Source organism: Mesorhizobium sp. CC13, assembly GCF_039907765.1.
Classification (GTDB): domain Bacteria; phylum Pseudomonadota; class Alphaproteobacteria; order Rhizobiales; family Rhizobiaceae; genus Aminobacter.
On sequence record NZ_JARDJI010000003.1, the window covers coordinates 345851 to 358256 of the forward strand.

At 65.6% G+C, this 12406-nt stretch carries 13 protein-coding genes; 6 read left to right on the forward strand and 7 right to left on the reverse strand.

The genetic code is table 11. The features are described from left to right. The first annotated feature begins 2 nt into the window (after positions 1–2). Both PV773_RS07555 and PV773_RS07560 read left to right on the forward strand, forming a co-directional pair. Positions 3–800 carry a ParA family protein gene (locus PV773_RS07555; RefSeq protein WP_347965746.1) on the forward strand — a complete coding sequence of 266 codons (798 nt, stop codon included), beginning with the start codon at positions 3–5 and terminating at the stop codon, positions 798–800. A 40-nt stretch (positions 801–840) separates the two neighbouring features. Beyond that, a complete protein-coding gene (locus PV773_RS07560; protein WP_347965747.1) occupies positions 841–1725 on the forward strand; it encodes a ParB/RepB/Spo0J family partition protein in 885 nt (294 codons plus the stop codon). Between the two features lie 24 nt (positions 1726–1749). Here the strand turns inward: PV773_RS07560 and PV773_RS07565 are convergent, their stop codons facing one another. The 4 genes from PV773_RS07565 to ffh form a co-directional block, all read right to left on the reverse strand. Then, positions 1750–1974, reverse strand: a complete 225-nt coding sequence (locus PV773_RS07565; protein ID WP_347965748.1) for a hypothetical protein — start codon at positions 1972–1974, stop codon at positions 1750–1752. Positions 1975–2124: 150 nt separating this feature from the next. Further along, complete coding sequence (gene rpsP / locus PV773_RS07570; protein ID WP_347965749.1) at positions 2125–2517, reverse strand: 30S ribosomal protein S16; 393 nt, start codon at positions 2515–2517, stop codon at positions 2125–2127. 59 nt (positions 2518–2576) lie between these two features. Beyond that, the gene (locus PV773_RS07575) at positions 2577–2903 is read right to left on the reverse strand and encodes a chorismate mutase (RefSeq protein WP_347965750.1); all 327 of its coding nucleotides are present in this window, start codon (positions 2901–2903) and stop codon (positions 2577–2579) included. 10 nt (positions 2904–2913) lie between these two features. After that, complete coding sequence (gene ffh, locus PV773_RS07580; RefSeq protein WP_347965751.1) at positions 2914–4500, reverse strand: signal recognition particle protein; 1587 nt, start codon at positions 4498–4500, stop codon at positions 2914–2916. A gap of 436 nt (positions 4501–4936) precedes the next feature. Here ffh and PV773_RS07585 point away from each other — a divergent pair, with 436 nt between their 5' ends. Further along, positions 4937–5644: a DUF2270 domain-containing protein gene (locus tag PV773_RS07585; RefSeq protein WP_347965752.1), complete on the forward strand. Its 708-nt coding sequence runs from the start codon at positions 4937–4939 to the stop codon at positions 5642–5644. Between the two features lie 55 nt (positions 5645–5699). Here the strand turns inward: PV773_RS07585 and PV773_RS07590 are convergent, their stop codons facing one another. Together PV773_RS07590 and PV773_RS07595 are read right to left on the reverse strand one after the other, a co-directional pair. Then, complete coding sequence (locus tag PV773_RS07590; RefSeq protein WP_347965753.1) at positions 5700–6371, reverse strand: DUF1236 domain-containing protein; 672 nt, start codon at positions 6369–6371, stop codon at positions 5700–5702. A 113-nt stretch (positions 6372–6484) separates the two neighbouring features. Then, positions 6485–7720: an NAD(P)/FAD-dependent oxidoreductase gene (locus tag PV773_RS07595; protein WP_347965754.1), complete on the reverse strand. Its 1236-nt coding sequence runs from the start codon at positions 7718–7720 to the stop codon at positions 6485–6487. 212 nt (positions 7721–7932) lie between these two features. On the opposite strand from PV773_RS07595, the gene PV773_RS07600 reads away from it, so the two are divergent. The 3 genes from PV773_RS07600 (at position 7933) to PV773_RS07610 (ending at position 10493) form a co-directional block, all read left to right on the forward strand. Continuing rightward, positions 7933–8706, forward strand: coding sequence for a lytic transglycosylase domain-containing protein (locus PV773_RS07600; RefSeq protein WP_347965820.1), 774 nt, complete (start codon positions 7933–7935; stop codon positions 8704–8706). Positions 8707–8859: 153 nt separating this feature from the next. Beyond that, positions 8860–9378, forward strand: a complete 519-nt coding sequence (locus PV773_RS07605; RefSeq protein ID WP_347965755.1) for a hypothetical protein — start codon at positions 8860–8862, stop codon at positions 9376–9378. Between the two features lie 170 nt (positions 9379–9548). Beyond that, positions 9549–10493, forward strand: a complete 945-nt coding sequence (locus PV773_RS07610) for a thioesterase family protein (protein WP_347965756.1) — start codon at positions 9549–9551, stop codon at positions 10491–10493. A 63-nt stretch (positions 10494–10556) separates the two neighbouring features. Here PV773_RS07610 and PV773_RS07615 read toward each other — a convergent pair whose 3' ends face one another. Continuing rightward, positions 10557–12071: an aldehyde dehydrogenase family protein gene (locus tag PV773_RS07615; RefSeq protein ID WP_347965757.1), complete on the reverse strand. Its 1515-nt coding sequence runs from the start codon at positions 12069–12071 to the stop codon at positions 10557–10559. Positions 12072–12406: the final 335 nt, after the last annotated feature.

The following is a 12406-nucleotide window of genomic DNA, read 5'->3' on the forward strand; positions in this document are numbered from 1 at the left end:
CCATGAAGACCGGACCAAGAATCATCACCATTGCCAATCAGAAAGGCGGGGTCGGCAAGACGACCACCGCGATCAACTTGGCGACTGCGCTGGCTGCAATCGGCGAGCGTGTTCTCATCATCGACCTCGATCCGCAGGGCAATGCCAGCACTGGCCTGGGCATCGACCGCCGCGACCGCAGCGTGTCGTCCTACGACGTGCTGACGGGAGAGCTGGAGATCGAGCAGGCCGCCATGGAGACGGCGGTGCCGGGTCTCTCCTTGGTTCCCTCGACGCTCGATCTCCTTGGAATCGAGATGGAAATCGCCGCGCAGCCGGATCGCGTGCTGAAGTTGCGCAACGCGCTGCGCGCTGCTGCCGCGCGTTCGGCCAACTACAGCTACGTGCTGATCGATTGCCCGCCGTCGCTCAACCTGTTGACGCTGAACTCGATGGCTGCTGCCGACTCGGTGCTGGTTCCGTTGCAGTGCGAGTTCTTTGCGCTCGAAGGTTTGAGTCAGTTGCTTGAGACGGTGGATCAGGTCCGGCAAACCATCAACCCGGACCTTTCGATCCAGGGCATCGTGCTGACCATGTTCGACGGCCGCAACAATCTGGCCAACCAGGTGGTCGAGGACGTGCGCGCCCATATGGGCGAGAAGGTCTACGAGACGGTGATCCCGCGCAATGTGCGCATCTCGGAGGCGCCGTCGTATGGAAAGCCGGCGATCCTCTACGATCTCAAATGTTCCGGCAGCCAGGCCTACCTTCAGCTGGCGTCGGAGGTGATCAGGCGCGAACGTAAATTGCGGGCGGCGTAGACCGATTCGGTAACGAAACAATCCGGAAAAGAACAAGAAAATGAGCGAAGACCTTTCCAGAAAGCGGCTCGGACGAGGCCTCGCAGCCCTGATCGGCGAGATGGACAAGCCGGTCGCGCCGGAAAAACCGGCAGCGCTGGCCGACGGACGCGTGCCGATCGAATTCGTCAGTCCCAACCCGCGCAATCCGCGTCGTCACTTCGCCGAGGCGGACCTCGCCGATCTCGCCCAGTCCATCAGGGAGCATGGACTCGTCCAGCCGGTGGTCGTGCGCCCCGCGGCGCAGGCCGGGCGTTATGAAATCATCGCCGGCGAGCGCCGATGGCGTGCCGCGCAACGCGCCGGCGTCAACGAGATCCCGGTCATCGTCCGCGAGGTCAACGATCGCACCGCGCTCGAACTCGCCATCATCGAGAACGTCCAGCGCACCGATCTCAACGCCATCGAAGAGGCGCTCGGCTATCAGCAGCTCATCGACGACCACAACTACACCCAGGCGGATCTCGGGCAGGTGATCGGCAAGAGCCGGAGCCACGTCGCCAACACGCTGCGCTTGCTGAAGCTGCCGGACGTGGTGCGCGACATGCTGGTCAATGGCGAGCTGTCGGCCGGCCATGCGCGCGCGCTGATCACCGCGGAAGATCCCGTGGGCCTCGCCAAGCGCATCGTGGAGGACGGACTGTCGGTGCGCCAGGCCGAGGCGCTGGCGCAGATGCCGGTATCCGCAAGCGCCGAGCAGAAGCAGCGAAATCCGCTCGAGAAGGATCCCGATACGGTCGCGCTGGAGAAGCTCCTGAGCGACGTGGTCGGCATGAAGATTTCGATCGCGCACAAGGACAAGGGCGGTGGCGAACTGCGCGTCGCCTACCGTTCGCTCGAACAGCTGGACGATCTCTGCCGTCGCCTGAAATTCGAGCGCGGCTGACCGGCCCAACGGCTGGTCCGGCGATTACGCGAGCATGACGTCGGGCTTGTGGTGCGACGGGTTGGTCTCCTTGCCCGGCGCCAGCTCCTCGAGCGCCGCGCCGACATGAGTGCCGCCGGCGAAGCTGGACAGATGCCGGAAGCTCGAACCGAACCGCTCGCCATGGGAGAATGGATCGAGTGGCGCTTCGGTCGCCACGAAGGGCTCCGAAATTCCTTCCTCGTTGATGGCGGACTTTGTCGCTGACATAGCGATACCCACTCTGCCTGTCGAGAAGAGGTGACCGTGGCGGCTTGCCGGGTCAAGTCCGGCGTCCACCACCGAGACTTTGTCGGCGCCCCAAAAGCAAAACGGCGGACCTTTCGGCCCGCCGTTCGCGATATGCCTTTGGCAGGCAGATTACTCGGCCGAAGCCTCGGCCGGAGCAGCAGCGGCTGCAGCGATCGCCGCGGCGGCATCGTCCTGGGCCTTCTTCAGGGCAGCCAGGCGCTCCTGGGCCTTCTTGCCCGGCTCGCCCTTGGTCGGGTTCGAACGAACTTCGCGCTTCACGACGCCAGCCTGGTCGAGGAAGCGGGCAACGCGGTCGGTCGGCAGGGCGCCGTTCGACAGCCAGTGCTTGGCGCGGTCGGCGTCGAGCTTCACGCGGTCGCCATCCTTGGGCAGCAGCGGGTTCCAGGCGCCGATCGCCTCGATGAAGCGGCCGTCACGCGGGCTGCGGGCGTCGGCAACGACGATGTGGTAGTAGGGGCGCTTCTTCGAGCCGGCGCGGGCCAGACGGATCTTGAGGGACATTTTTTTCTCCTGGGATGGTTCTGTCTTGGGTTGTTTCTGGTCTTCAGTCTGTTCCGCCGTCAGGCGGAGGTAGTCTTGTCCGACGCGCCGTTGTGTTCGGCGGCCAGCATTTCGTGGTGACGGATCACCTCGCGGATGATGAAGTTGAGGAACTTCTCCGCGAAATCGGGGTCGAGATGCGCCTCGTCGGCAAGCCGGCGCAGGCGCGCGATCTGCGTCTGCTCACGCGCCGGATCGGCCGGCGGCAAGCCGTGGGTGGCCTTGAGCACGCCCACAGCCTTGGTGCAGCGGAAGCGCTCGGCCAGCATGTGGATCAGCGCCGCGTCGATGTTGTCGATCGAAGCGCGCAGTTCCTGGAGCTGTGCCTGCGGGGTGATGCCGGTCATCGCGCCCTCCTCACTTCTTCTTGCCAAGGCCAGGCAGGCCGCCGCCGAGGCCCGGAAGCTTCATTCCGCCCGGCACGCCGGGAAGACCGCCACCGCCAAGACCGGGCAAGCCGCCTCCCGGAAGTCCCTTGAGGCCCTGGCCGAGACCAGCGGCTTCCGCCTGCTTCTTCAGCGCTTCGAGCTGCTTGGGGTCCATCTTGGAGAGGTCCGGCATGCCGCCGCCGGGCATCATGCCGCCGAGGCCCATCTTCTGGGCGAGGCCGCCCATCATGCCGCGCATGAGGCCGCCGCCCTTGCCCTTGCCGCCCATGGCTTTCATCATGTCGGCCATCTGGCGGTGCATCTTGAGCAGCTTGTTGATCTCGGCCGCATCGGTGCCGGAGCCGGACGCGATGCGCTTCTTGCGCGAATGCTTGAGGATGTCGGGGTTGGCGCGCTCGGCCTTGGTCATCGACGAGATGATGGCCAACTGGCGGCCGAACATCTTGTCGTCCAGGCCGGCCGCCGCCATCTGGTCCTTCATCTTGCCCATGCCGGGCATCATGCCCATGATGCCGCCCATGCCGCCCATCTTCTGCATCTGGCCAAGCTGGTCGGCGAGATCGTTCAGGTCGAACTTGCCCGACTGCATCTTCTTGGCCATCGCCGCGGCCTTTTCCGCGTCGATGGTCTCGGCAGCCTTCTCGACGAGGCTGACGATGTCGCCCATACCGAGGATGCGGTCGGCGATGCGCTTGGGATAGAACTCCTCCAGCGCATCCATCTTTTCGCCGACGCCGATGAGCTTGATCGGCTTGCCGGTGACGGCGCGCATCGACAGCGCCGCGCCGCCGCGGCCGTCGCCGTCCATGCGGGTGAGCACCAGGCCGGTGATGCCGACGCGATCGTCGAAATTCTTGGCGAGGTTGACGGCGTCCTGACCGGTCAGCGAGTCGGCGACAAGCAGGATTTCGTGCGGGTCCGACACCTTGCGGATGTCGGCCATCTCGACCATCAGCGGCTCGTCGATATGGGTGCGGCCGGCGGTGTCGAGGATGACGACGTCATGGCCGCCGAGCTTGGCCGCCTGGACGGAACGCTTGGCGATGTCGACCGGCGACTGGCCGGCGATGATCGGCAGGGTCGCGACCTTGGTCTGCTCGCCGAGCTGGCGCAGCTGCTCCTGCGCGGCAGGCCGCCGCGTGTCGAGCGAGGCCATCAGCACCTTCTTGCCCTGGCGCTCGGTCAGCCGCTTGGCGATCTTGGCGGTGGTCGTCGTCTTGCCCGAGCCCTGCAGGCCGACCATCATGATGACGACGGGCGCCGGTGCGTTGAGGTCGACGGCGACGCCTTCGGCACCAAGCATCTCGACCAACTCGTCATGGACGATCTTGACGACCATCTGCCCGGGCTTGATCGACTTCAGAACCGCGGCGCCAACGGCCTTCTCGCGCACCCGGTCGGTGAACGAACGGACGACCTCGAGCGCGACGTCGGCCTCGAGCAGGGCGCGACGGACCTCGCGCAGGGCTGCCGAAACATCGGCCTCCGACAGCGCGCCACGGCCGGTGAGGCCGTTCAGGATCGATCCAAGCCGCTCTTGCAGCGATTCAAACATTCGACTTTCCCTTTCTCGGACAAACCAGCTTTGGCCGAGAAGTAATGCCTCCGCGCCCAAGCGCCAAACCAATCATGCGGCCAAAACCAAAAAGCACCCGGGGGCGCATCGCGCTGCCGGGTGTTGGCCTCCGGGATCGTTCGACAACCACTTGGGTGTCCCGGTCGGCCGCTCGGAGTGGAACTCTTCGCGGAATTTCGAGGGCTGTAGACAGGAAAATGGCCGAGGAGTCAAGCTTTGCCGGCATTTTCGAGCCGGCCGGGCCGACATACGATGTCCGCCAGGGCGACCCGTACCTGCGGTATCGGTTTTGCGGGCTCTCCCGCGGATGGGAGTATAGACTAAACGCCCTGGCGGGATTGGGATGCCGCCCTCGCTATGCTTCACGGGTGGAAATGCAGGGCATAGCCGCCGAAGCGGTTCCAGGGAGGTTGTCATGCAGGAAGCAACAAAGCCCGATGTCCTCCAGCAGAGTGCGCTGCTGCCGCTGACCTCGACCGAGATCGTCAACACCATGGCGCACTACCACCGCGCCGAGATGGCCCGGATGGCCGGCTGGCGCGATCGCATCGACCGCACCAGCAACTGGGCGATCACAGTGGTGGCGGCGATGTTGTCGGTATCGCTGTCCACCCCCAACGCGCATCATGGCGTGCTCCTGTTCGCCATGCTGCTGGTCTTCCTGCTCCTGTGGATCGAGGCACGCCGCTACCGCTTCTTCGACGTCTACCGCTCCCGGGTCCGCACCTTCGAGCGCTACTATTTCGCACCGATCTTCGCGCCGGTCATCGGCGAGGCCGTGAACTGGCGGCAGATGCTCGGCGAAAGCCTGCGCGACCCGCAGTTCCGCATATCCTATGCGGACGCGTTTTCGCGGCGGCTGAGGCGCAACTACATCTGGATGTTCCTGATCCTGCTGTTGGCCTGGGTGCTGAAGATCTCCACCCCGCAACTGCAGGCCGAAGGTGCCACCGGGGGGCTGGTTTCGTCGCTGCGCGAAGTCCTGCGAAATGCGGCCCTTGGGCCGTTGCCGGGGTGGCTCATCATGCTTGGCGTGGCGGGTTTCTACGGTTGGCTGCTCTACGCCTCGCTGCGCCCCTATGACGACGCGGCCGAAGGCAGCCTGGGACAGGTGCATGTGTGAAAGGCGCGGCTGCCGGACATCCGCCCGGCAGCCTGATCGCATTACCTTGGCCATCCTAGCGCATCACATAGACGATGCGGCGCGTGGAGGGATCCACCAGGACGGGCTGGTTGTTCACATAGACGTAACGGTACTGGTAGTCGGGGATTGCTGCCAGCTGGACCGTCTCGGGCAGACTCGCGCCCACCACGACCTCACCGTCCAGATAGACCGGTTCTAGCGGCCGGCTGGCCACATAGGTGCGGACCTCGCCGGGCGGATCGATCGCGGTACCGGTCGCACCGCCCGCGATCACGCCGGCACCGCCGCCAACGGCCGCACCGACCGGTCCGCCGATCACAGCGCCAGCGATGGCACCGGTGACGCCGCCGACAACGGCGCCCGTATCACCGCCACCTTTTGGCCGATCGACCATGACGACACCGGAATCCGCCGGGCGCTGCGAAAGCACCACCTGCTGGCCACCGAAATCGCCGACCAGGTAATCGGCGTAGACCCAGCCTTCACCGCCGGATTCCGAGATCGAGCACCATTTGCTGTTGTCGAGACAGCCGCGAAGGATTGTGGACTGGCCTGCCGCAATCACGCCGATGACCGGGTATTGCGGCCCAGGCCCGGCCCTCACATTGAGATCAGCGGTAGCTGAAACCGCGGTCTCGGCAAAAGCCGCGCCCGAAAGTGCCAGGAACGCGCCCAATGTAGCGGGCAGGAACAACGAATGCTTCATCGTTCTTCTCCGTTTGCTTGACCCCTCGGATCGAAAACGGGCCGGGCAACGGTCAGTTCCGCTGCCGAAGGCTCACGATTTGTTCCATTTTCTTGCGGCAGGCGGCAGAAATCTCATCGCTGCAGCTGCCCCACGACCTGCCGGGCCACCTGCTCGCCCGACAGGCGGGCTCCGCCGCAGGTCTGGATCAGCGGTCCGGCAAGGTGCTCCCCGGCGAAATAGATCCGGTCGGCGACCGGCTGCGCGAGGATGGAACGCGCCTCGGCTCGTCCCGGCCGTGCCGCCGCATAGGCACCGCGGACATATCGCTCGGCCCCCCAGTCGGTCATCATGGCGCGGCCGACATGCCTGCGGCTGTCGTTGCCGAACAGTTCGCACAGACGGTCGACGGCAAAGTCGATGCCGGCGGCCTCTCCCGCAGCCGACATCTCCCAGGCGAAATCGCCGCCGATGAAACCGACCATCAGGTCGAGATCGAAAGGAAAGCAGAGGAAATAGATGTCGTGGCGCGCTACGCGCTCGACCAGGAGGTCATCGAAGGGCTTCAGGCCCAGGCGCGTGCCGCGGATCTCGAGCGGCAGCTTGGTCAGCATGCCCATGGGCAGGTCGAAGAACGCCGTCATATGCGCGTCCGGCAATGCCGGCGAGAAGGCGATCTCCTCGAAGGCGAGCACCGCCGGGGAAGCCGTGACGATCGCCGCGCGGGCCTGCAAGGTGCCGCGCTCGGTCTCGCACGCGACACCCGGACCGTCCCAGTGGATCCGCTTCACCGGCGTCGACAGCTCCACCGGCACGTCCGCGCCGAAGCGCGCCACCAGCGCGCCGTAGCCCTCCCAGGTGAAGTAGTTCGGGTCGAGATCCGCCGCCGCCTTGAAATCGGCGATGGAAATCTCGTCCTCATCGGAACCGAAATCCATCGGGCCCGAGAAGGTCGCGGCGGCGCGCGACGAGCGCCCTTTGGCCAGCAGCGCGCCCAGGCGATCGTCGTCACCGGAGTGGCTTTCCATGAGCGCCGCGATAGCGGCATCGGCCGCCTTGACCTGTGCCTCCTCCGCCTCGCTGGCCTTTCGCCCGCGATAGTAGAGATGATCGATGTTCATGTCGTGATGATGCAGCGTCCAGCCGGAGACCTGGGCCTCGGGGAAATAGGGATTGCGGTCCGCGGCATGCAGCCAGGCGCAGCCGATATCGAAAGGCACGCCGAAATGCGCGTCGCTGGTCCAGGCGCGTCCGCCGATGCGGTCCATGGCTTCCAGCAGCCGGAAGTTGAGGCCGGCGTTGCGCAGGACTTTTGCCGCCGAAAGACCGGCAGAACCTGCCCCGATGATCACGACATCGACATCTTCCATCGATTTTCCCCCTCTCGCCACATTCACAGCTTGATCGTATGCGAGTTTTTTGCCACCAGCCATTGCATGCTGGCGGGGACATGAACGCCTTCTTAACGATGACAAGAGAGCGTTTGGCTGGCAACATCCCTCCCAAGGGTTCACGATTCAGGCATCAGGAGAACGGCATGGCAGTATTTGCCAGAGTGAAGACTTTTGCTGCGGCTTCCGCCATGCTGGCGGCCACCGCGAGCGTCGCGCTTGCTGCCCCTTGCGGCAACGACAAGGGCGGATTCGACGCGTGGAAGGCGCAGTTCGCGCAGGAAGCGGCGGCCAATGGCATCCAGGGCAAGGCGCTCGACGCCCTGTCCCAGACGACCTATGCAACCAAGACGATCTTTGCCGACCGCAACCAGAAGAGCTTCAAGCTGTCGCTCGACCAATTCATGATCAAGCGCGGCGGCAAGGCGATCGCTTCCAAGGGCAAGACCATCAAGAAGCAGAATGCGGCCCTGTTCGAGAGCATCGAGGCCAGCTACGGCGTGCCTGCCGGCCCGCTGATCGCCATCTGGGGCATGGAGACCGGCTTCGGCGGCTTCATGGGCAACCAGCACACGCTGTCGGCCGTCGCCACACTCGCATACGACTGCCGCCGCTCGGAGTACTTCACCGACCAGCTCTATGCCGCACTGAAACTGATCCAGAACGGCAATCTTTCTCCCAGCGCCATTGGCGCCGCGCACGGCGAGATCGGCCAGACCCAGTTCCTGCCGGTCAACGTGCTCAAGTTCGGCGTCGACGGCGACGGCAACGGGCGCATCGACATGATCCGCTCCAAGGCCGACGCGCTGGCCTCGACGGCCAACTTCCTGCGCGGCCACGGCTGGAGCGCCGGCGGCGGCTATCAGCCCGGCCAGGCCAATTTCGGGGCGCTGCAGGGCTGGAATGCGGCCAGCGTCTACCAGCAGGCCATCGCCATCATTGGCGCCGAGATCGATGGAAACTGACCTTCCGCACGGTTTCGCAATGTCAGGATGATTTCCTGGCACGCTGGCGAAAACGGTCAGCACGACACATGTTTGGAAGCCCGGTGGCCCCACCGGGCTTTTTTCATGCGGCCAATGCGCCACCAATCCGGGTAGCGCGAGAGAGGTAGTCAGATGAAGTCAGCGAGCGGACAGCCAGCCGATATCTCGGCGTTCGGCAATTTCGAGGGCTATTCCCACCACGCCAAGACCGTCGCGCCGGAGCCGCCCGTCACCGCCGGCGGCGGCCTGCTCAAATGGTACGACATCGCCCACCAGGACGCTGCGGTGGCGCGCGAGACCCGCGCCCTGGCGCAACGCTTCCTCGCAGCCGAGACGGCGACCGGGCGCCTCTGCCTCGAGGGCGAGCTGGGTTTCGTCATCCTCCACCGCTGCGGCGGCGATTTTCACTTCCTGCTGGTAAGCTCGTGGCGCAATGCCAACGAGATGTGGGAGACGGTCTACGCCAAGACGGCCGACCAGCCCGACTTTTCGCTGCTGCCGCTGCCGGGGCCGCATCGCGCGACCTTCTGCGTCTGGGAACTGGCCGCAATCAATCACGAGCGGCAAGCCTTCGGGCGGTATCTGTACTCGCGGCGCGACGACGCCGCCAAGCGGGTCTATCTGGCGGACATGTACAGCGGCGGAGCGTAGGCTGGAAGAGGAGCATGCCTACATCCTCGAGGGCTGCTTGACGCTGAAGCTCGGCCAACGGCGCTACGTGATAACGGCGCGCGGTTCCCGCTACGGATCGTCCGATACGACGATGAATAGGGCATTTCCAGCGGCTACATCCGTGCAAGACCGGCACGGAAAGGAACGACATGACGGCAGACACATCCGGGCTGCGTGATGTCTGGCGCGGCGGCGTCGCCACCTGGGAATGCGACGAGATGGGCCACATGAACACGCGCTTCTATGTAGCGCGCAGCGTGGAGGCCGTCGCCATGACGTTCGGCCTCGCCGGCCTGCCGCTGCTGTTCGCGCCCGCCTCGGCGACGACGCTGGCCGTCACCAGCATGCATATCCGCTTCCTGCGCGAGGCGCGTGCGGGAACCTCGATGCACATGACCGCCGGCTTCACGTCCATTGGCGACACCAGTGCCGACATCGTGGTCATGATGTTCGACAGCGCCTCGGGCGAATGTGCCGCGACCTTCCGCATCGGCCTGAGCCATGTCGAGGTCGCGAACGGTGCCGCGCGGGCCTGGCCGGAAGCGTTCGCCACGCGTGTCGCGTCGGATCTCGCCGACACGCCGAAGCTGGCATTGCCGCGAAGCACAGGTGAACTGCCGGCAACCACGTCCGCCTCGGGCGCGCGGGCAAGGGAGCTCGGCTTGCGCCAGCTCGGCCAGGGCGCAGTGCAGCAGCAGGCCTGCGATCCCTTCGGAAAGATGCTGCCTCAGGGCTTCGTCGCGGCGATTGCCGACAGCGTCCGCAACATCATCACCCCGCTGCGCGAACTTTGCGCCCGTCACAGCGACCGCAACGGCCCCCATTTTGGCGCAGCCGCGCTCGAATTCCTGATCCTGGTCGACGACATGCCTGGCAACGGCGACTGCTGGGAGGTACGCTCCGGCCTCGCCCGCGCCGACGGCCGCACCATGAACATCGTCAACTGGATGCTCGATCCGTTCTCCGGCCGCGCCTTCGGTACGATGGAGGTGATCGCCATCTGCTTCGACCTCGAGGCGCGCCGGCTGATTCCGATCGCGCCGGCGGCCCAGGCCGAACTGGCAGGCTGGACCATACCGGGTCTTGCTCTCTGACCCCGCAAACGAAAACGCCGCCCGCTTTCGCGGACGGCGCTCGGAGTCGGTCGGCTTGCCCGGTCAGTCGATATCGAAAGACACGCCCTGGGCCAGCGGCAGCGCCTTGGAGTAGTTCACCGTGTTGGTGGCGCGGCGCATATAGGCCTTCCAGGCATCCGAGCCGCTCTCGCGGCCGCCGCCGGTCTCCTTCTCGCCACCGAAGGCGCCGCCGATTTCGGCGCCCGAGGTGCCGATATTGACGTTGGCGATGCCGCAGTCCGAGCCTTCGACCGACAGGAAGCGCTCGGCCTCCTGCAGGTCGAGCGTGAAGATCGACGACGACAGGCCGGCGCCGACTTCGTTGTGCAACTCCAGCACCTGGTCGAAATCGGAATACTTCATCACGTAGAGGATCGGCGCGAAGGTTTCTTCCAGCACCGGGCCAACCTGGCCCGGCATCTCCACCAGAGCCGGCTTGACGTAGTAGGCGCCGTCATGGCCCTGGTCGACGCGGGCGCCGCCGGTGATCTTACCGCCGTGCTCGCCGGCTTCCTTCAGCGCCTTCTGCATGCCGTCGAAGGCGGCCTTGTCGATCAGCGGACCGACGAGCGCCGAGCTCTCAAGGGGGCTTCCGACCGAGACGCTCTCATAGGCCTTCTTGAGGCGCGGGACGAGCGTCTCGTAGACGCTGTCATGCACGAACAGGCGGCGCATGGTGGTGCAGCGCTGGCCGGCGGTGCCCATGGCGCCAAAGGCAATCGCCCGCAGCGCCATGTCGAGATTGGCCGAGGGGCAGACGATGCCGGCATTGTTGCCGCCGAGCTCGAGGATGGCTCGGGCGAAGCGCTTGGCGAGGCGCGGGCCGACGTCGCGGCCCATGCGGGTCGAGCCGGTGGCCGACACCAGCGGCACCTTCGGGTTGTCGACCAGCACCTCGCCGACGGCGCGGTCGCCGATCAGCACCTGCGACAGGCCTTCGGGCGCGTCAGTGCCGAAGCGGGCCGCGGCGCGCTTGAAGATCGCCTCGCAGGCGAGCGCGGTCAGCGGCGTCTTTTCCGATGGCTTCCACACCACCGAGTTGCCGCAGACGAAGGCAAGCGCGGCGTTCCACGACCACACCGCGACGGGGAAGTTGAAGGCCGAGATGACGCCGACGACGCCGAGCGGGTGCCAGGTCTCCATCATGCGATGGCCGGCGCGCTCGGTGGCGATGGTCAGGCCGTAGAGCTGGCGCGACAGGCCGACGGCGAAGTCGCAGATGTCGATCATTTCCTGGACTTCGCCCAGGCCTTCCGACGGGATCTTGCCGACTTCGATCGACACCAGGCGGCCGAGATCGGCCTTGGCGGCGCGCAGTTCCTCGCCGAGCAGGCGAACGAGCTCGCCGCGCTTCGGCGCCGGCACGTTGCGCCAGGCCTTGAAGGCCTTGTCGGCACGCTCGATGGCCTTGCCGGCTTGGGTGGGCGAAATCGACGTCAGCGCGCCGATCTGCTCGCCGGTCACCGGGCTGCGCACGATCAGGTCGCCGCCGGTGTAGTCGGCCTTGGCGACGCCGAGCCGTTCGAGAAGTGCCGCGGTTTCGCTGATCACGTTCATGCTGAGTACCTTTCCTCGTTCCTCACCCGCCGCCGGCGCACAGCTCGCGTTTCGTCTGTCGCGGGCCGCGGCGGCCATAGTTTCGTTTCTCCGCAGCAAAGGCCGGGAGACGCTTGGCACTGCCTATAGCCTGTAAGGCCACCCGAACGCCACACCGGTGATTGCTCCGCACGGTCTGTCCGGCGCATTGCATGGCTGTGGCCCAGTGGCGGGAGGCCAGGGCGGTCGTTGCTGGAGTTTTGGAGGGCTGAAAAAACAACACCCGCCGGGGGAGGAGGTCCGGCGGGTGTCGTATTGGTGGCCAGCGTCTGGGAGGAGGTAGGCGCTGACCTATT